The sequence below is a fragment of the Fodinibius halophilus genome (genome assembly GCF_011059105.1).
GTDB lineage: Bacteria > Bacteroidota > Rhodothermia > Balneolales > Balneolaceae > Fodinibius > Fodinibius halophilus.
In genome coordinates, this window is record NZ_JAALLS010000005.1 from 54,651 (window position 1) to 73,900 (window position 19,250).

General features: G+C 42.5%; 16 protein-coding genes and 4 tRNA genes. 14 read left to right on the plus strand and 6 right to left on the minus strand.

All coding sequences use genetic code 11. From position 1 onward, the window contains the following. The first annotated feature begins 35 nt into the window (after positions 1–35). Positions 36–287, plus strand: coding sequence for a 30S ribosomal protein S20 (rpsT, locus tag G3569_RS05345; RefSeq protein ID WP_165266834.1), 252 nt, complete (start codon positions 36–38; stop codon positions 285–287). A gap of 13 nt (positions 288–300) precedes the next feature. Continuing rightward, entirely contained in the window at positions 301–1,824 is a 1,524-nt protein-coding gene (gpmI, locus tag G3569_RS05350; protein ID WP_165266836.1) for a 2,3-bisphosphoglycerate-independent phosphoglycerate mutase, read from the plus strand. A 78-nt stretch (positions 1,825–1,902) separates the two neighbouring features. Here the strand turns inward: gpmI and recQ are convergent, their stop codons facing one another. After that, positions 1,903–4,104: a DNA helicase RecQ gene (recQ, locus tag G3569_RS05355; RefSeq protein ID WP_165266838.1), complete on the minus strand. Its 2,202-nt coding sequence runs from the start codon at positions 4,102–4,104 to the stop codon at positions 1,903–1,905. Between the two features lie 410 nt (positions 4,105–4,514). Between recQ and G3569_RS05360 the strand changes: the two genes are divergently transcribed. Beyond that, positions 4,515–7,127, plus strand: a complete 2,613-nt coding sequence (locus G3569_RS05360; RefSeq protein WP_165266840.1) for an ATP-dependent Clp protease ATP-binding subunit — start codon at positions 4,515–4,517, stop codon at positions 7,125–7,127. Between the two features lie 78 nt (positions 7,128–7,205). On the opposite strand, the gene G3569_RS05365 is transcribed toward G3569_RS05360, so the two are convergent. Next, the gene (locus tag G3569_RS05365; RefSeq protein WP_165266842.1) at positions 7,206–8,330 is read right to left on the minus strand and encodes a hypothetical protein; all 1,125 of its coding nucleotides are present in this window, start codon (positions 8,328–8,330) and stop codon (positions 7,206–7,208) included. Positions 8,331–8,466: 136 nt separating this feature from the next. On the opposite strand from G3569_RS05365, the gene G3569_RS05370 reads away from it, so the two are divergent. From G3569_RS05370 to G3569_RS05390, 5 genes are all read left to right on the plus strand, one after another. After that, on the plus strand, positions 8,467–9,426 hold the full coding sequence (locus tag G3569_RS05370; RefSeq protein ID WP_165266844.1) for a glycosyltransferase family 2 protein: 960 nt from the start codon (positions 8,467–8,469) through the stop codon (positions 9,424–9,426). 65 nt (positions 9,427–9,491) lie between these two features. Further along, a tRNA-Pro gene (locus tag G3569_RS05375) sits at positions 9,492–9,565 on the plus strand. A gap of 47 nt (positions 9,566–9,612) precedes the next feature. Then, a tRNA-Arg gene (locus tag G3569_RS05380) sits at positions 9,613–9,686 on the plus strand. Between the two features lie 21 nt (positions 9,687–9,707). Continuing rightward, positions 9,708–9,778: transfer RNA gene (locus G3569_RS05385), tRNA-Cys, on the plus strand. A gap of 14 nt (positions 9,779–9,792) precedes the next feature. After that, positions 9,793–9,865 (plus strand) — tRNA-Asp (locus tag G3569_RS05390). A 73-nt stretch (positions 9,866–9,938) separates the two neighbouring features. Here the strand turns inward: G3569_RS05390 and G3569_RS05395 are convergent. The 4 genes from G3569_RS05395 to G3569_RS05410 form a co-directional block, all read right to left on the minus strand. Continuing rightward, the gene (locus tag G3569_RS05395; RefSeq protein ID WP_165266846.1) at positions 9,939–10,400 is read right to left on the minus strand and encodes a carboxymuconolactone decarboxylase family protein; all 462 of its coding nucleotides are present in this window, start codon (positions 10,398–10,400) and stop codon (positions 9,939–9,941) included. Between the two features lie 126 nt (positions 10,401–10,526). Beyond that, the gene (locus G3569_RS05400) at positions 10,527–11,177 is read right to left on the minus strand and encodes an FMN-dependent NADH-azoreductase (protein ID WP_165266848.1); all 651 of its coding nucleotides are present in this window, start codon (positions 11,175–11,177) and stop codon (positions 10,527–10,529) included. A gap of 79 nt (positions 11,178–11,256) precedes the next feature. Then, positions 11,257–11,841, minus strand: coding sequence for a Crp/Fnr family transcriptional regulator (locus G3569_RS05405; RefSeq protein WP_165266850.1), 585 nt, complete (start codon positions 11,839–11,841; stop codon positions 11,257–11,259). Positions 11,842–12,437: 596 nt separating this feature from the next. Next, entirely contained in the window at positions 12,438–13,070 is a 633-nt protein-coding gene (locus G3569_RS05410) for a helix-turn-helix transcriptional regulator (protein ID WP_165266852.1), read from the minus strand. 221 nt (positions 13,071–13,291) lie between these two features. Between G3569_RS05410 and G3569_RS05415 the strand changes: the two genes are divergently transcribed. The 6 genes from G3569_RS05415 (at position 13,292) to G3569_RS05440 (ending at position 19,222) form a co-directional block, all read left to right on the plus strand. Further along, a complete protein-coding gene (locus G3569_RS05415; protein ID WP_205720044.1) occupies positions 13,292–13,912 on the plus strand; it encodes a superoxide dismutase in 621 nt (206 codons plus the stop codon). An 81-nt stretch (positions 13,913–13,993) separates the two neighbouring features. Further along, on the plus strand, positions 13,994–14,473 hold the full coding sequence (locus G3569_RS05420; RefSeq protein WP_205720045.1) for an NADPH-dependent FMN reductase: 480 nt from the start codon (positions 13,994–13,996) through the stop codon (positions 14,471–14,473). A 91-nt stretch (positions 14,474–14,564) separates the two neighbouring features. After that, positions 14,565–15,407 carry an arylamine N-acetyltransferase family protein gene (locus G3569_RS05425; RefSeq protein WP_165266854.1) on the plus strand — a complete coding sequence of 281 codons (843 nt, stop codon included), beginning with the start codon at positions 14,565–14,567 and terminating at the stop codon, positions 15,405–15,407. A gap of 177 nt (positions 15,408–15,584) precedes the next feature. Further along, a complete protein-coding gene (locus G3569_RS05430) occupies positions 15,585–15,782 on the plus strand; it encodes a tautomerase family protein (protein ID WP_165266856.1) in 198 nt (65 codons plus the stop codon). Between the two features lie 1,162 nt (positions 15,783–16,944). Beyond that, positions 16,945–18,213: an MgtC/SapB family protein gene (locus G3569_RS05435; RefSeq protein ID WP_165266858.1), complete on the plus strand. Its 1,269-nt coding sequence runs from the start codon at positions 16,945–16,947 to the stop codon at positions 18,211–18,213. 142 nt (positions 18,214–18,355) lie between these two features. Then, complete coding sequence (locus G3569_RS05440; RefSeq protein WP_165266860.1) at positions 18,356–19,222, plus strand: universal stress protein; 867 nt, start codon at positions 18,356–18,358, stop codon at positions 19,220–19,222. Positions 19,223–19,250: the final 28 nt, after the last annotated feature.

Sequence of the window (19,250 nt, forward strand, 5' to 3'; positions counted from 1 at the left end):
AATTTGAAGAACTGATAAGAACATTTTATAAAAATATGCCACAACATAAGTCAGCAGTAAAGCGAGTACGTCAAAACGAAAAACGCCGTCAGCGTAACCAGGGGCAACTGTCTAAGATGAAAACCTTAGTCACAAAAGCTCTGGAAACAACGGACAAAGAAGAAGCTGAGGAAGCTTTTAAAGAAGCCAGCTCTTACCTTGATAAGATGGCTGCCAAAGATCTTGTGCACGAAAATTTCGCTGCACGCAGAAAATCAAAGATTGCAAAGCACGTTAATAACCTGTAAGCACTGAAGTATCTTGGCTGACCCGAGCACAAAAGCACTTCTTGTAATTCTGGATGGTTTCGGGTTAGCCGAAAATCCCGAGGTAAGCGCTATTGATAAAGCGCAAAAACCATTTATTGATTCCCTTTTTCGGGATAACCACCACTCTAAACTCTCTGCCAGCGGTAAAGATGTAGGATTACCCAATGGGCAGTTTGGCAATTCGGAAGTTGGCCACCTTAATATAGGGGCCGGGCGTATTGTTCCCCAAGAGCTAACGCGCCTCAATACCGCTATTGAAGACGGTAGCTTTTTTGAAAACGAAACCCTTTCATCTGCTTTTGAAAAAGCTGAAGAAAATGGGCGTATCCATATTATGGGCTTATTTTCTGATGGCGGCGTGCACAGCCATAACAACCATCTGTTTGCCTTATTGAAATTTGCTAAGTCTCAAGGTATCGATAATACCTACATTCATGCCTTTACAGACGGTCGTGACACATCGCCCCACGGAGGACTTGAATATACCAAAGAGTTTAAAAGACAGGCTGAACAAATTGGTACGGGTAAAATCGCCTCCATCATTGGTCGATATTATGCTATGGACCGCGACAACCGATGGGAACGAACGAAATTAGCTTATGACCTTCTTGTGCACGGAGAGGGGCAGAAATTTGACGACCCGGAAGAAGCCCTGCAATCATCTTATAAAGATGATATTACCGATGAGTTTATAAAACCTAAACTTATCGACCAATCATCCGACTCACGCATACAAGAAGGGGATGTGATTATTTTCTATAATATCCGTGGTGACCGTGCACGACAAATCACTCGTGCCCTTACCGAAGATGGATTCAATAAATTCGAAGTAGAAGACAACCTGGATCTTCATTATACCACTTTTACTTCTTACGATGATACGTTCCAACATGTAGAAGTAGCTTACCCCCCATTGGCACTCAAAAATACGTTAGGAGAGATAGTAAGCAAACACGGCATGCAGCAACTCCGTATTGCTGAAACTGAAAAATATCCTCATGTGACCTACTTTTTTAATGGTGGTGAAGAAGAAGCGGTTGAAGGCGAACATCGGATCATGATTCCCAGCCCACAGGTAGCAACATACGATCTGCAACCTGAAATGAGTGCACCCAAAGTTACTGACGCACTTTGCAAACAGCTGCAGTCCGAAAAATACAACTTATGTATTCTCAATTATGCCAATCCAGATATGGTTGGCCACACCGGAGATATGGAAGCTGCTATCGAAGCCGTTGAGAATATCGACCAATTACTGAAAGAGGTAGTAGATACAGCAACCAATCACGACTACAAAATTTTGGTCATTGCGGATCACGGAAACGCCGATTGCATGATTAATGAAGATGGCTCGCCTCATACGGCGCACACATCTGCCGATGTGCCAGCACTTATTATCAACGAACCGCGAGCCAAAGAAATGCGCGATGGTATTCTAGCAGATATTGCTCCTACTCTGCTAAAATGTTTAGATCTTGAGCAACCCGAAGAGATGACTGGCACCCCTCTCTTTTAACTGTTTGGGAGCTCCTAAGTACCTTCCCTGCAACCCCCTCTTTCTATAGGATATAAGCAATTTACGACTGCTAATACCCTAGCCTCCCTTACCAGTTTGTGCCAAGTAGTATAATCGCATAATTTTCAGTTCTTCATAACTTATTTTCCCATCAAGTTCTTCATGAACCGGGCGCAACAGATCAGTGCCACATTTTTTGTAGGCCTGCCAAACGATATTTTGCTCTTCTTTGTCCAGCCCACTGATTTCCGGGAACCCTTCGGGGCGCAAGGAATTACCCTCCCTGTAATAGTTGCGGAGATGTTTGAGAATAGTGGACAGTTTAACATCATATTTGGCCCTCAATTCCTTGATAGATTTTCCCTTGTTATAGGCTCGTCCAACTTTATGATGACGTTTCTTGCCGGAGGTTCCCGCAGACGACCGGGATGACCTGCGGGTCGTGGCCTGCCTTTTTTTCTTTTCCGCAATACCATGTTCCTCGCAGTACTCCTTAACTAGTTTCCCGAAAATTGCACCATACTTTTTAAGTTTGACCGACCCCACCCCGTGAATAGCACGCATACTCTTTTTTCTCTGGGGAAAGTAATAGGCCATCTCAGTAAGCGTAGTATCAGGGAAGATTACATATGGCGGCACATCTGCTTCATCAGCCAGCTCTTTACGCTTTTCTCGCAGTTGTTGGAAGAGTACTTCATCATAATCGATCTTGTTCGCCGAGGCTGCTGTTCGTGAAGCGCCCCGGCCGGTATTTTTCTTCCTGCTTTTCACCTTTCCATGCAACGTTTTTCTACCTTTTAATAGCTCGATTCCTGCCTGTTTAATCTTCAAACTTCCATATTCAGGGTCGCGCTTCAAAAAATTCTGGATAAGTAACTGCTGGGCCAATCTCTTCCATTGTTTTTTAGACAGCTCGCGTCCAATGCCATGGGTTGAAAGTTCATCATGTCCGTGTTCCTTTATTTTTTTAGCCTCTGATCCCCGTAAGATGTTAGCGATATGAGTAGCCCCAAAATATTGATCAGTACGCACAACACAGGAAAGGAATTTCTGGGCCTGAACCGTCAGGTCTTGTACCTGTTTGGGTTCTCCAATACAGTTATCACACATATCACAATTATCAGGGGAATAGGTCTCCCCAAAATACTCCATCAATGGAATGCGACGGCACTTGTTGCTCTCAATAAACTGCAGCAGGGCATTTAAATGCCGTTCAGCTATCTTCTTCTCTTGCCCCTGCTTTTGGTTGATAAAGTACCTGATCTTATTAATATCAGAATAACTGAACAGCATCAGACAGTTAGCCTGTAACCCATCGCGGCCTGCTCGCCCAATCTGCTGATAGTAGGACTCAATATTCTGCGGCATATCATGATGTATAACAAAGCGTACATCCGGCTTATTAATCCCCATTCCAAAAGCGACGGTCGCCACTATAATATCCACATCATCGCGAATAAAGGCTTCTTGATTCTTGCTACGCTGTCTTTCTGAAAGCCCTGCATGGTAGGAACGCACCGAAAAATTTTCAATCTCCAATTCTTGGGTCAACTCATCCACCTGCTTGCGCGAAAAACAATAAATGATGCCTGATTGATCTTCGTGCTGTTCTAAGAAAGTCAACACTTGATCCAATGGACGATGCTTGTCCTGGATTTCTACGAACAAATTCGTTCGGTTAAAACTGGCAATAAATGTTTCCGTTTCCTTTAGCTCCAAAGTCGCCTTGATATCTTCCTGTACCCGAGGCGTAGCGGTGGCTGTAAGACCGATAGCGACAGCATCAGGGAAATTTTTACGCACCTCGGCCAACTTTCGATACTCCGGACGAAAATCGTGCCCCCATTCCGAAATACAATGCGCTTCATCAATTGCGAAAACATCTATGTCAAGTGATTCAAGCAGCTTTTTTGTACGTGGCATCATCAATGTTTCCGGGGCGAGGTAAAGCAGTGAAACCTCCCCTCGCTTTATCAGGTCGATATTGTGCTGGTAGTCTTGCCGAGAAAGCGTACTATTGAGTTGGACAGCCGAAATATCATACTCCCGTAATTGCTCCACCTGGTCTTTCATCAAAGAAATAAGTGGAGAAACAACGATTGTAAGTCCGTCGAAAACAAGGGCAGGAATCTGATAGCACAGCGACTTTCCGCCACCGGTGGGCATAACAACCAAAGCGTCCTTTCTTTCCAATACATGATCTATTACTTCTTCCTGAAGGGGACGAAACTCTTTAAATCCAAAAACATTCTTGAGCGTCTCTCGAGCTTGTTGTATCATCAATTACAATTAAATATTAACGGGATATTTGAATCAAGAATACGATAAGTCGATTTTTATCTCAACTTTGAAACTACTTTTATCAGTTTTATTAGTAATATTTTATGAGATCATTAGTTGAGAGAATTTTGCCTGACTACCCTTACTAAAAAAAACCTTGCCGAATTTCACCTATTATTTTGGTGAGAATTTACTATTTTAAAATCAGGATTGAGCAGATAATTTATTTACAACTTAGATATGACCTCTTTTGTTATAAGGTCTACTGGCAAATATTTTGGGTATTTTTTCCCGTTTGCTTTTGCACGATGCCAGTACTACTTTCGTTAAAAGAATATGAACTAAATAGTTCGCTCACTCGTTTTACCGATTGAAACATAACCCTAAAACTACAAGAAGGTTCGATTTATATGGAGGGTAATTTCTCTAGCAAAGTTCGAGATGTTATTCAATTTAGTCGCGAAGAAGCATTGCGTCTTGGACACGATTATATCGGAACAGAACACCTCATCCTTGGAATTGTACGTCTTGGAGAAGGTGTCGCCGTCAAAATACTCAAAAATTTAAATTGTGATCTTTTCAAACTAAAGAAGACTGTTGAAGATACCGTGCGCGGAACAGGCGGTTCAGTAAAAGTGGGTAATATTCCACTTACCAAACAGGCTGAAAAAGTACTGCGCATTACCTATCTGGAAGCTAAGCTTTATAAAAGTGATACTATCGGCACGGAACATTTGTTGCTCTCGCTGTTGCGCGATGACGAAAATATCGCCGCACAAATCTTACAGCAATTCAACATTTCGTACGATGCCGTACGTGAAGAACTTGATCTAATTATTTCAGGAAAATCTTCGGATGACAAAAGTGCTGACTCACGCTCTGTTTCTGCCAGCCTATCTTCATCCAAAGGTTCACAATCCTCCGGAAGCTCTAGAGAAAAGAAAATGGAAAAATCAAAAACACCAGTACTCGATAACTTTGGCCGTGACTTAACACAATTAGCTGAAGATGGTAAGCTCGACCCAATTATTGGAAGAGATAAAGAAATTGAACGCGTAGCCCAGGTACTAAGCCGAAGAAAGAAAAACAACCCCGTACTTATTGGAGAACCCGGAGTTGGTAAAACAGCTATTGCCGAAGGACTGGCCTCGCGTATCATTGAAAGAAAGGTATCGCGGGTACTCTATGACAAACGAGTAATTGCTCTTGACCTTGCTGCCCTCGTTGCCGGTACCAAATATCGCGGACAGTTTGAAGAACGCATGAAAGCGGTAATGGGCGAGCTCGAAAAAACAAAGAATGTTATTCTCTTTATTGATGAACTCCATACTATTGTAGGTGCAGGTGGGGCAAGTGGTTCGCTAGATGCTTCTAATATGCTCAAGCCAGCACTGGCACGAGGCGAAGTTCAGGCTATTGGTGCAACAACGCTCAATGAATACCGCCAGCATATTGAAAAAGACGGGGCGCTTGAGCGTCGATTCCAGAAGATTATGGTCGACCCCACTACTCCTGAAGAAACTATTGAGATACTTAGCCAGATCAAGGATAAGTATGAGAGCCACCACAGCGTTGCTTATTCAGAGAAAGCCATCCAAGCATGCGTTAGCTTAACCGATCGCTATGTCACGGATCATTTCTTGCCCGACAAAGCTATTGATGCTCTCGATGAAGCCGGGGCTCGTGTCCACCTTTCCAATATCCATGTGCCGCAACACATCATCGATCTGGAAGAAAAGATCGAAGAAACCAGTGAAAAGAAAAACGGCATGGTTAAAAAACAGCGTTTTGAAGAGGCCGCACGTCTCCGTGATAAAGAGAAGCGCTTAAATGAAGAACTTGATGAAGCCCAGAAAAAATGGGAAAAAGAGTCGGAAGAAATCATTTATGATGTTGAAGAGAAAGATGTGGCTCATGTGGTAGGTATGATGAGTGGCGTTCCTGTCAGCAAAATAAATGAAAGTGAAAGCAAGAAGCTGGTCAAGATGAAGGAGGAACTCTCCAAGCAAATTATTGGCCAAAATGAAGCTATTGTTAAGCTTACAAAAGCAATTAAACGAACACGTGCAGGACTTAAAGATCCCACTCGACCAATCGGATCGTTTATATTCTTAGGTCCTACCGGAGTTGGTAAAACGGAAATGGCCAAAGTGCTAGCCGAATATCTCTTTGACAAAGAAGATGCTCTTATCCGTATTGACATGAGTGAATATATGGAGAAATTCTCCGTATCACGTCTTGTAGGTGCGCCTCCGGGTTATGTTGGATATGAAGAGGGCGGTATGCTTACGGAAAAAGTTCGTCGAAAACCATATAGTGTGGTTCTTCTCGATGAAATTGAGAAAGCCCATCCCGATGTCTTCAATATCCTGCTACAGGTTCTTGACGATGGTATTCTTACAGATAGCCTGGGACGTAAAGTTGACTTCCGAAATACCATTATCATCATGACATCCAATATTGGTGCTCGTGATATCCGCAACCTCGGAGAAGGTATTGGTTTCTCTACCGGAGATTCCAACTTTAGCTATGAACAGATGAAGTCAACAATACAAGATGCCCTTAAAAAGGTATTTAATCCTGAGTTCTTAAATCGTATTGATGATGTCATCACTTTCCGTGCACTCGAAAAAGAAGATATCTTCCAGATTATAGATATCCTATCTGACGATCTCTTCAAACGTATCCACAATCTCGGATACGAAGTCTCGGTTACGCAAGGTGCCAAAGACTTCTTAAGTGACAAAGGGTTTGACCAGAAGTACGGTGCTCGTCCGCTAAAACGTGCTATCCAAAAGTATGTTGAAGAGCCGCTTGCTGAAGAGCTACTTGAAGCCGATCATTCCGAAGGCTCAGAGATCAGAATCAAGATGAACAAGTCGCGAGACGGCTTAACCTTTGATTGGAATGAAACTGATGAGTCGACAACTTCGGACGACGGTAAAGAAGAAGCCAAGTCTTCAAAAGATGGGGCTTCTGATGACGATGAAGAATCGAAATCCGAAGCAAAAGCTTCTGAATAACTGTTTGGATAAACTTAAATAAACAAAAAGGCCTCCGTCAGGAGGCCTTTTTTATTGGTACATATTTTTTACCGACTGCTAAAAATCTGCTCGAATACGTACTCTTTTACTTCCTCCGTTCAGCTGATAGTTATCAGCCGACAACCGATCAATATCTGCATCTAGTCCTTTTATAAACCCAATGGAAGATCCGAGCTCTTCACTTGTTATCGATCTCTTTTTCAAATTTATACCACGAAATTCAACATTATTTAGAACGCCTGCGCTTTCGGAGTAACTTCCTGTGAGTGCTAAGATCAAGTTATCTTCAGGAAAATAATCAGCCAAGAACACAGGAGATCTGAAACTGGTAGCTCCAAGGCTTTCTCCACTCAACACATTGTGTACCATTACCCGTCCGCCGGAGTAAAGCGTAATATACTTGCTATCCGCTGAAAAAGATGCTCCAATCAAATTCTCATCAGCAGAAATAGTATTCAACTCATTGCCAAATCGATCCATAATAATTGCCTGGTCATCGGTACCCTGCTGTGCAGTAATAGCAACCATCACATCCCCATCATCTGTAAGTTTTATGCTCTTTATATAGCGGTCACTGCTATAAAAAATATCTTTAAAACGCCCATTGGTCATCTTTAATTTAACTTGTGAACCAAAATTATTACCCCTTTTTATTTTGGGACTGTAAATAATTACTGTCTTTTGATTAACACTGATAGCTACCTCAGAAATTTTCTCTCCCCCTTTGCTTTGTGAACTACTAGACATGTTAGCCGTTATATCTCCGGCTCGTCCATAGAAAGTGAAATTAGCAATATTATCCCGAAGTAAAACGTCTCCGTTATTGGCGAGATAAGTGGCAATTGAAGGGTCGTTATCTCCCAGACTTATAGTAGAGTATTCATCTAATTTTTGACCCCCAGAGCTATAAATACCAATATCCCCTTTTTTTCCATTTCGTTTCAGTATGCTAACAATAGAATGGTCCGGGGCAACACCCACCGCCTCATAACCATTAATAGTAGCACCGGATTCGAGGAACCGTATATTCGAGGATTTTATGACTACCTCTGAACCATCCAACACAAAAGTGGATGTAGAATTATTTGTGGTAGGTGATACAACCGAGAGATCAAGAGATTGCCCAAAAACTACTGCAGGCAACAAAACAAACATTAGCGTTCGAAAAATATGGGTAGCCATAAATCAATGTACATTTCATGTTAAAAATTTGACCTTTAAAGAACGCAATTATTTACCAGAGTTTCAGCAACGATCAACTATAATTCCATAATAATTATTTGTAGTTTTGCCCTACTCAAAATCTTAAAACCTGATTATGTTTTTCTCTGTTGTAATCCCTGTTTATAATCGGCCTGAAGAGGTTAATGAACTACTGGAAAGTCTTACTAAACAGACGTATAAAAATTTTGAGATACTGATCATTGAAGATGGCTCAGAAGAGCCCTGCAAAGATATTGTTTCCCAATATAAAAACACGCTTAATATCCGGTACTTTTATAAAGAAAATTCCGGACAGGGATTTAGTCGTAATTATGGTTTTGAGAGGGCAAAGGGCGATTATTTTATCGTATTCGATTCCGATTGCCTTATCCCTTCTCATTACTTCGAAACCGTAAATAGCTTTTTAAAAAAGCAGCCCCTTGATGCCTATGGCGGCCCGGACCGTGAACACGAAAGTTTTACACCCATACAAAAGGCCATAAGCTATGCCATGACCTCCCCCATTACTACCGGGGGCACCCGAGGAAATGAAAAACACCTGGGTACTTTTCATCCCCGTAGTTTTAATATGGGAATATCCCGTGAAGTCTATGAAGAGACCGGTGGATATCGCATTACCAGGATGGGCGAAGACATTGAGTTTAGCATTCGTATCATAGAACACGGTTTTACGACCGGTCTAATTCCGGATGCCTATGTTTACCATAAACGGCGCACTGATTTAGCACAATTTTTCCATCAGCTTCACTTTTTTGGCAGAGCCCGTATCAACATCAGTCGATTTTATCCATCAGAGTTAAAACCCATTCACACTTTACCTGCCCTTTTTACCGTAGCGACACTGGTGATGTTTAGCCTTCCATTTTGGGCTCCATCTCTATTCGAAATAGCAATACTTCCGTTCCTCGCACTGTTCATTTTAATTTTCGCACATGCATCAATAAAAAATAAAAGTGTAGAGATCGGACTACTCAGTTCCGTTGCTTCATTTATCCAGCTTACAGCCTATGGCATTGGTTTTATGGAGGAATTAGTTGTAAAACTAAGAGAGTAAATTCATTTCAATTTGAAATTGATTTGAGACTAGAAGACTCTTATATTTGACATCTTTCTGAAACACGGGGAGTAGCGCAGTCCGGTAGCGCATTCGCTTTGGGAGCGAAGGGTCGCAGGTTCAAATCCTGTCTCCCCGACAATATGTCTTTTGAGAAGATATATCATTATCAAAGGACAGACAGGAGCGCCCGTAGCTCAACTGGATAGAGCAACTCCCTTCTAAGGAGTAGGTTACAGGTTCGAGTCCTGTCGGGCGTGCTGAAGACGCCTTTATAATATGGCGACGTGGCCGAGTGGTCAGGCAGAGGTCTGCAAAACCTCCTACGGCGGTTCGATCCCGCCCGTCGCCTCTTCAAAACTAGATGCCGCGTTCGTCTAGGGGTTTAGGACGCCGCCCTGTCACGGCGGTAGCACGGGTTCGAATCCCGTACGCGGTACTCAAAATAAAAGCCTTTGCAAGTACTAACTTGCAAAGGCTTTTTTGTTTAGGTGATTACCTCTTTTGGGGAATCAACCAAACTGCCCTACCTGGTATTTTCCCGGAACGGTTCTAAAGACTTTATTGATCCTGTTCCAGGTATTTATCTGGGTAATAGCAATGGTCAAAGCTGCAATTTCTTGTTTGGAGAAAAAGCGCTGTAAGGGATTGAAAACATGGTCCTCAACCTCCCCGTCGATCGCATTCGTTACGGCCTCAGCAAAGGCTAGTACCACCCTCTCCTTGTCACTATAGAACGGACACTCTCTCCATGCGGGTAGTGAATGCAGCCGCAACTCCTCTTCTCCCAGTTCCAACGCTTCTTTATGGTGCATATCCAAACAAAAGGCACAGCTATTGACTTGCGAAACCCGGTACTTTACCAGCTCTAATAATTTCAAACTAAGGCCAGATTTTTTTAGTTGTTGTTCAATGTTATTTAAACTATTCATGAATGCTGGTGCTACATCTTGATATGAAATACGTTCTGTCATAATGCTATTTAAATAAATTGGAAATGTTAGTTTGCATAGGTAAGACGAAATAGAAACCTAAAACGTGACATAGATCAAAAATCACTATCTCCGTCTTTGGCAGCTATCTCCAATGCCAGTTTTTTTCTAAGCTCCATTCAATGATTTTTTTGAATGGAATATTGAATCAATCTTTTCTTTGGCTTGCTCGAGAGAATCTTCCAGTTTTACTCCCCCAAACTCATCATTACCGCTATAGATAAATGTGATTTCTTTTACGCCTATAAAACCAAAGGCGGTACGAATATGGGGTTCAAGATGATTCATTGATGCAAACCTCTCCCCTTTTCTATAACCGCTGTCTCCCGTCATGATCACCACAAACATTTCTTTATCTTCAACTAAAGGGGTATAAGGTTGAGCGGCATCCGGATCAAATAGGAACGTGCGGCCCACGCGTACAATATTATCTACATAGGCCTTAAGTACACTAGGCATACCAAAATTATACATGGGAACTCCCAGCAAATAGACATCAGCAGCTAAGAATTCATCTACAAAAAAATCACTTAGCTCAAGAGCTTGTCGCTGTTGTATAGACCGATCGGTTTTCGGGGTAAAGGCAGCGTCAATCCAGGGTAGGTCAACATGTGGAGGGGCTGTAGCATTTAAATCCCGGTAGTTAAGTTGGTAGGCGGGACATTCTTTCAGCCATTTATCCCTGAATAATTTTGATAACATCCGGGAATAGGATTGTTTTTTGCGAGGGCTACTGTCGATATGTAAAAGAGTTTTCATCGGTTGATATCTTTGGTTATAAATTGATATCAAAACCTACCTCTTCTCTTCATAAACCTCGTTGATCTATATCAATAAACTAACCAGATTTTTGCGATACCTTTTTTCGTATTCTGCTTAGGTGCTCGGGACTCACATTTAGATAGGAAGCTATTTCATATTGGGGCAAGCGATCCCAAAATTGGGGGTATTGGCTAATAAACTCAAGATACCGTTCTTCAGCATCCTTACTTAATAGGGAAAGCAGAACATTAAATAGTGTTACCATATGACGCTCGTTCATACAGCGATAGAAGTGTTCATACTTAGAGTCTTTCTCAAAAAGTGCCTGCAAGAAATTATAATCAACCTGGAGCAGCACAGAATCTTCAAGCGCCACGATATCCAGCTTAGCCGGTGTTTGATTGGTAAAGCTCTCAAAATCGGTAATCCACCAATCTTCAATGGCAAAATGCAGAATGTACTCTTTTCCTTCCTTATCTATATAGGAAGATTTTAGTGCTCCTTGACATACAAAAGAATCATACTTTACCACCCTACCCTGCTGATGCAGATATTGGCCTTTCCCTACTTTATGGGTCCTCAAATGAGATTTTAGCTCTGCTTTATCGTCCTTTGTTAAATGAATATACTTCGAAATATTATCAAAAATCAGATCGTACATTGGTTATATCCTATAGTTGGAATAAGATTCTCATATTTTGCGACTCTTGTTAACTATCACATAAACTATTACCTGATCTGACTGTGAGTGACTAATGATAAAATTTGCTTTCTCAAGAAGGTGCTTGACCTGATCAGCTGATAATCGAACTTTTTATAAGGGGGCTTTGCAAAACTAGTCACACCTTGTCATGCTGAACTTGTTTCAGCATCTCATATACAGTTATTAACCTTAAAACCGAGATCCTGAACTGAATTCAGGATGACATGCCGGGTTTTGCAAAGCTCCCTATAAACACTTTTTCTAGCTTTCAGGAACCTCCTGTTCATAAACTATGATTATGGACAAACACATAATCAGTTACATATTCAAAGAACACGGTCATAATCTTATCTTGGTCATTTTGGGCCGGAATAAACCAATTAACCCCGGTAAGTTCAGTTTTACACACTTGTATTCCTTGAACTGGTTTAATATCGTATTATCAGTTAAAAAGGTTATTTCTACCTTGCTGTAGCCTATCTTGAAATATTACCAATTGCCATATCTAACAGTGCATGCTGGATGCTAAGAAAATTGCCCATTTCTTTTTAATACTAATCCAATACACTAATTTTATACGCACACCGCCGGGCTCCTTTGATGATATGTTCTTCGCGATTCACTTCTACGTCTTCTCCCAAGACTTCCCGAAAAATACTCAGTTCTGCCCGGCAGAAACCCTGACATACTTCTGCCGCATCACAAATGGGACAATGATTTTCTACCAACAGGAACCCATCACCGGACTCCTCATATTCAGCCATATAGCCTTCATTACTGCGAATTTCGGCTAACTTTTTAACCCGCTTTTCTACCTCCTCAACTCCTTCAAGTTCTTCTTGGTATCGTTCTAAGGTTCTGCTTTCATTTGCAGCAATCACTTGATCCAGTGCCTCCTGACCCAGCGTTTGTCGCATCATATCAATTAAGTCGACAGTAAGATCTGCATGCGCATTAGGAAATCGATTGTGGCCTTTTTGAGTAAGCGACCACAACTGTTTGGGGCGTCCGCGGCCTTCTGCTACAGACTCTGACTTCACAAGCCCCTCCTTTTCCAGTTTCATGAGGTGGAAACGTGCACCCTCGACTGTAATATCCATCGAATTGGCAAGAGCCTTCACCGTTTTAGCTCCTTCTGTCTTCAGATACCAAACAGCTCGCTCGTGATCCGGTAGACTATTTTTCATAATAAACAAAGTATTTAATTGGTCAATTCATTAAAAGTACAAGTTTCACTGTCAAATCCAAACTACCTCCACTTAACATTCACGCTGACAACCATCAGAGAGTATTTGGTATTACCTATCAGAGGTATAAAAAATAGATATCATAATATTCCAAGTGTTTATTTTGTTTATTATCGAAAGTTCTTAGGTTAGCCAGTGAACTCGAACTAATACCTAAGATTATGACACATCAATTACCTACACTTTCATTTGAATACGATGCCCTGGAACCCTTCATCGATGCCGATACCATGCGTATCCATCACTCCAAACATCACCAGGGATATGTAAACAAGTTTAATAACGCCATCAAAGGCACAAAGTATGCCCACCAATCTATTGGCGACATCCTGACTTCTGCTTCGGTGTTGCCCACGGCTATTCGCAATAACGGCGGTGGACATTACAACCACAGCTTATTCTGGGATATACTGAGTCCTAATCCCCAGGAAAAGCCACAAGGCAAACTGGCCGAAGCTATTGAGAATGCTTTCGGATCGTTTGACTCATTTAAACAATCCTTTGCCGATGCGGCCGGCTCCCAATTTGGTTCCGGATGGGCCTGGCTGGTCGTTCGACGCGACAATAATAAGCTGGCCATCTCCTCTACTCCCAACCAAGATAATCCCCTTATGGATACGACAGAGATCCAGGGAACGCCCATCCTGGGAGTAGACGTCTGGGAGCATGCCTACTATCTCAACTACCAAAACAAACGGGGCGATTATCTTGATGCCTTCTGGAATGTGGTGGATTGGGAGGCCGTAGCTAAAAGATATGAACAGGCCAGCGAAACATCTTAGGATCAATTACTCCGGTATACTACAGCAACCTTCCGCGAACAAACAATGATTATTTAATTACAACCATTAAATCTTAACCCGATGAAAGTAGCCATTTTACTGGGCAGTACCAGGATGGGACGACAAACCCACAAAGCTGCTCACTACATCACCCAAGAACTCACAAATCGTAATATTGAAGCAGACCTTATTGACCTCGCTAAAAATCCCCTACCCGTTCTCAAAGAGCGGGTAGGCCACCATCCCGATCCTCCCGAAAATGGGGTGAAAATAAGTAACCGACTTGATAGGGCTGATGCCATTCTTTGGATATCACCGGAATATCACGGCAGTATTTCGGGTGGACTCAAAAACGCCATCGATTATTTCTGGAGCGAATTTCAGAAAAAGCCTATTGGAGCGGTCACCACTTCAGCCGGAGGGTTTGGAGGTATCAATGCTTCTCATCACCTGCAGCAGATCATCTTGAGTATTGGTGCCTTTCCAATGCCACAGAAACTGCTTATTCCACAAGTGCATGCAGCTTTTGATGATTCGTATGCCCTCAAAATGAAAAGGTAGTTGAATCCACCGATAGCTTCCTTGACGAATTTCTCTGGTTTGCCGATGCGATCTATCAGAAAAAGAATAAACATCACAACAAGGAGGTCGCATGAGTTCTTCCATCGATTTAGATAAGTATTTTCAGCGAATTAACTATGACGGATCTACTACCCATAGTCTGGCTACCCTAAAAGCTCTACAATACAGACATACGCAAGCCATTCCGTTTGAGAATCTCAATCCCCTGCTGGGAATCTCGGTCAACCTTGATCTGGAATCTCTGCAGGCCAAGATGGTTGATAACAAGCGGGGCGGTTATTGTTATGAGCAGAACCTGCTGTTTAAACATGTTCTGGAAGAGCTTGGATTCCAGGTAAAGGGATTATCAGCACGTATCCGCTGGCAAAAGGATGCGGATGAAATCACAGCCCGTACACATATGCTGCTGCAGGTCAATATTGATAATGACCGCTACCTGGTTGATGTTGGTTTTGGCAATTATACAATGACTGGTCCACTTAGGCTGGAAACGGAGATCATCCAAGAAACGCCCCACGAAGAAAGGCGACTAATCAAAGAGGGAGACATTTATACAATGCAGGTGCAACTAAAAGATAAGTGGGAACCGCTATACCGGTTCGACCTTCGCCCGACACATCTTGTGGACTATGAGCTCAAAAGCTGGTACCTGTCTAATAATCCCGGCTCCCATTATGTGACAGGGCTTACTGCTGCACGTCCAACCCCGAATGGGCGCTATACACTTAAAAATAACAGACTGTCATTTCATCATTTAGATGGTAATACAGAAAATAACTATCTAAATACGGTGGCTGAACTACAGTCAATTCTTGAGGATATCTTTCTGCTGGATCTGCCGGATCTGCCAACATTTGATTCAAAGTTTCTGCAGATTGTCAAACAGGAAAAGGAGGCAATATCAAGAATGTAAATAACCTCAATACCAAAGTTTCTTTGTTGCTGATTAACCATCACAACACCTGTAGTAATTACCCTTAGAACACTCCTTTTTTTATTACTGCAAAAAGAAAAAAGGACAATACACCAAATTCATTCAGTTGCTAATATTTGCACAATAGAAAACACAATCAAAAATAACCTTAAATCCATGCCTACACTACAACTAACTGTTCCAAAAAATGATTTAACCGACAATGAAAAATCACAATTAATTAACCGTCTAACTGAAACAGTGGGAAACTTCTATGAAAAAGAAAAGGACGAACAGATACAAGAATTTATAAACGTTCAAATCCGGGAGACTACCAAAAACGGCTATGCCATCGGTGGTGATATCATTGGATAAAACCCAGTCACTAGATAAACATCCCTCCTGCTTCGCGGCACTCCCTTCAAAGGGAGACTACCGCGTTCTTCCCCGATGGATGAGAATATTTTTAACCCTTTAGGTACTATGCCAACTTTAAACAGGAGATCCTGAACCTAGTTCAGGATGACAAGATTTTTAGTTTTTTTAAAATGGGGGTTCGGGGGAAAGCTTGGGAAAAGTTTTTTAGGATAATGACTAATCAGGAAGAGCAGTCCCTGTTTTAGAATTGTAGAAAGACCAAAATCTAGCTTTCCCCCGATACTTTTTTGGTTTTTTTGGGTAACAAAAAAAGAACAGAAGAGTTCTTGAAGGCATCCTCCGCCACTACGTTAAAACTTCGAGGCGCATAGCCGCACCTCCTTCGGTTCATACTCCCAGCTCTTTCACCGATAGAGCCACAAAAAAGACTTTTTCTTGCTCTTCAACGGCTGTCATCGCGAGTGAAGCGCAGCGATCTCCATAAAACAACTGGCTGATGTATGAAGGGGGGCTTTAGGTTTTACGCACACCTGCGCCTTCCAGCTTCGGTAAACCTATTCATCGAAATCCTTTCTCTGGCAGCCGGCGGATCTCGATAACAGATGGGGAAAAGAGCTCCCTCCTGGGGGCAATTCGTGGACTTCGAATTGGTCGGGAGGTGTATTATCTCCCGGGAATAGCTTTATGATGTTATAAGGGATATCCTTTTAGATACTACGCGATCCTTTTCAGGGAGATCCCTCGACTCCGCTCGGGATGACACTGCTTTTAATGGGGAAAGGAGTTCTCCTCCCTGCGCCGTAGGGAGGGATCAAGCGAGCACACCGAAACTTTCTTGATCTACGAAGCCATACCTGCACCTAAGGGTTTCGGCAGATTAGCACTTTAGCATAGTAGATAGTGCAGGTGTGGGGCAGCAAAGGGGGCTTTCGATACTTTTGCTCATACCATTCGCCGGACGACAACCCCAGTCGCCCGACGAGAGCTGGAAGCTCATCCCAAACACCCAGCCAACCAAAAAGTTTTCTTCTTTGCCCCGCTGAAAGGGACCATGGCAATTGGGCCGCCCCCAAAAGTTAAAGACATTAAGGTCCTTTTAACTATCTTTACTCCCGGAATGTTTTTATCATGTTGTAAGAAATAATAAACCCCGTGGATTATGGAGCAGGAACTAACATTTATCTGGGATCTCTTGGCAGCGCTGGGTATCGGTTTACTCATCGGTATTGAACGGGGCTGGAGCGGTCGTATGGAAGATGAGGGAGATCGCGTAGCAGGTATCCGCACCTTTAGCTTGGTCGGACTTCTCGGTGGGGTTTGGGCGAAATTAAGTAATATACTCGATGCGTGGACGTATGCTCTCGTTTTTCTGGGATTAACGGCTCTGATCATCACTTCATACATCACCGAAGTAAAGGTAGATAAAGAGAAAGATCTTGGGATAACTACGGAGGTAGCCCTGCTCCTTACGTTTTCACTTAGCACCTGGGCTGCTTTGGGTTATCACGGTTATGCACTCGGCGTAACGGTTGTGGCTGTTGCGCTACTCAGCTTAAAACCTACCCTGCATAAATGGCTCAAAATTATTGAAGTAAAAGAGATTTATGCTGCCGTCAAACTGTTGGTTATATCAGTAATTCTCCTCCCTCTGTTACCAAACAAGGGATATGGCCCCTGGGATACCATCAACCCGTATTGGATCTGGTGGATGGTTGTACTTATTTCGGGACTCTCTTTTATAGGATACATTCTCATTAAATATATCGGGGAGGATAAAGGCACAATATTGACAGCCATAACCGGGGGACTTGCTTCTTCGACGGCCGTGACCATTAGCCTGGCTCAGTTTGCCCGGCAACAAAAAAAGTCTGCCGGACAAATCTTTATTGCCGGAATCCTTGTAGCCTCTTCTATTATGTTTATTCGTGTAGGGATTGAAGTTGCAATTGTTAATAAAAGCATCTTGCATCCACTGTGGATTCCATTAACCGCGATGTTCCTGGCAAGTATAGGTGGTGGCCTTTGGCTATGGCGAGGGCATAGTAGTCCAGAAGAATCTCAACCCGATATTACCTTGAATAACCCTTTGCAACTTATGACTGCACTCCAATTTGGTTTGCTCCTGGGGCTCATTTTGTTGCTCACTTCCACAATGAAAGAATGGTATGGTGACCAAGGCATTTACCTGCTCAGTTTTCTTTCAGGCCTTATGGATGTAGATGCTATCACTCTTTCGCTTTCCAAAATGGCCCAAAACGGCACACCCCCTACCGTTGCTATATCCGGCATCATCATTGCTGTAATAAGTAACACTTTAGTAAAAGCAGGGCTTTTTACATTCTGGGCAGGCTTTCAAAAAAGTATCAAATTGATATGGTTCGTAACTTTAGTATCAGTAATTGGTGTTCTCTGTTTATTCCTAATCTAAAAAATGCATTCCCGGGTCCCGGATATTACCTAGACTTGCGTGTAGGAAAATACACCACATAAAATGTAAGTGAGTCACTTACGACGTCAATTCATAAAATAATGATATGTTGCAGTAACATATTAACCAAACTATTACCCTCATGAATAATTCATTCAACCATATACTTTTTCCTACTGATTTCTCAAAAAATGCAAACCGTGCCCTGCCCTTTGCTGCCGAAATAGCTCACCACGCCGGTGCTAAGCTTACGCTCTTTCACAGCACCCAGGAATCGATGGATATGCTGCCCAGCTTCGAGGGAAGTCGCGATAAGACTATCCAAGACACCTCAGACCTGTTTGAACGGCTCATAACTGATCTGCGTAAGAAAGAAGCGTATGCTGACCTGGATATATCCACTATATTACAATCAGGACAACCCACTACCAGTCTCATAAATAGGATAGAAGAAGAACAACCCGATCTTGTAGTAATGGGGACCAAAGGAGTTACAGGAGATCGAAATGCTGTCTTTGGCAGCGTTGCCTCCAGCGTTATAAAAAAATCAGCCAGCCCTGTATTAGCAATTCCCAACGGTTGCACCCTGGCGCAGATGGAGAAAATTATCTTTTCTACAGATTACAAAAGCGGAGACCTGGGAGCTCTAAAGCAAACCGCTGGATTTGCCAAACTTTTCAATGCTTCTGTGGATGTACTCCACGTTTCTGACCACCGAAACCTGGAAAGTGAGATAAAACATCGAGGATTTCGTGAACTCGTTAAAGAGCAAATCACATATCCGAACATTAATTTCCACTTGACTTATGAGTATGATTTCTTCCCTGGAGCTGCTGACTTTTTAATTGAGCATCCCAATTCCATGCTTGTAATGGTACGATACAAAAAGACATTCTGGGAAAAACTTACAAACCGCAATCACTCCAAAGAGATGGCCTTCTACTCAAAAGTACCACTCTTGGTATATGAGGCATCTACAGTTAAAGCTGATGAACTAATATCAGTGTAGCAATATGGTAATGAAGTGTTATACTCCC

What these genes read in the sequence shown, in the direction of transcription:
- G3569_RS05425 (WP_165266854.1), top strand. Translation starts at nt 14,565, where the DNA reads ATGAGTTCTTCCATCGATTTAGATAAGTATTTTCAGCGAATTAACTAT.
- G3569_RS05370 (WP_165266844.1), top strand. Translation starts at nt 8,467, where the DNA reads ATGTTTTTCTCTGTTGTAATCCCTGTTTATAATCGGCCTGAAGAGGTT.
- G3569_RS05405 (WP_165266850.1), bottom strand. Translation starts at nt 11,841, where the DNA reads ATGTACGATCTGATTTTTGATAATATTTCGAAGTATATTCATTTAACA.
- G3569_RS05435 (WP_165266858.1), top strand. Translation starts at nt 16,945, where the DNA reads ATGGAGCAGGAACTAACATTTATCTGGGATCTCTTGGCAGCGCTGGGT.
- G3569_RS05395 (WP_165266846.1), bottom strand. Translation starts at nt 10,400, where the DNA reads ATGACAGAACGTATTTCATATCAAGATGTAGCACCAGCATTCATGAAT.
- G3569_RS05420 (WP_205720045.1), top strand. Translation starts at nt 13,994, where the DNA reads ATGAAAGTAGCCATTTTACTGGGCAGTACCAGGATGGGACGACAAACC.
- G3569_RS05415 (WP_205720044.1), top strand. Translation starts at nt 13,292, where the DNA reads ATGACACATCAATTACCTACACTTTCATTTGAATACGATGCCCTGGAA.
- G3569_RS05440 (WP_165266860.1), top strand. Translation starts at nt 18,356, where the DNA reads ATGAATAATTCATTCAACCATATACTTTTTCCTACTGATTTCTCAAAA.
- G3569_RS05365 (WP_165266842.1), bottom strand. Translation starts at nt 8,330, where the DNA reads ATGGCTACCCATATTTTTCGAACGCTAATGTTTGTTTTGTTGCCTGCA.
- rpsT (WP_165266834.1), top strand. Translation starts at nt 36, where the DNA reads ATGCCACAACATAAGTCAGCAGTAAAGCGAGTACGTCAAAACGAAAAA.
- G3569_RS05400 (WP_165266848.1), bottom strand. Translation starts at nt 11,177, where the DNA reads ATGAAAACTCTTTTACATATCGACAGTAGCCCTCGCAAAAAACAATCC.
- G3569_RS05360 (WP_165266840.1), top strand. Translation starts at nt 4,515, where the DNA reads ATGGAGGGTAATTTCTCTAGCAAAGTTCGAGATGTTATTCAATTTAGT.
- G3569_RS05410 (WP_165266852.1), bottom strand. Translation starts at nt 13,070, where the DNA reads ATGAAAAATAGTCTACCGGATCACGAGCGAGCTGTTTGGTATCTGAAG.
- recQ (WP_165266838.1), bottom strand. Translation starts at nt 4,104, where the DNA reads ATGATACAACAAGCTCGAGAGACGCTCAAGAATGTTTTTGGATTTAAA.
- G3569_RS05430 (WP_165266856.1), top strand. Translation starts at nt 15,585, where the DNA reads ATGCCTACACTACAACTAACTGTTCCAAAAAATGATTTAACCGACAAT.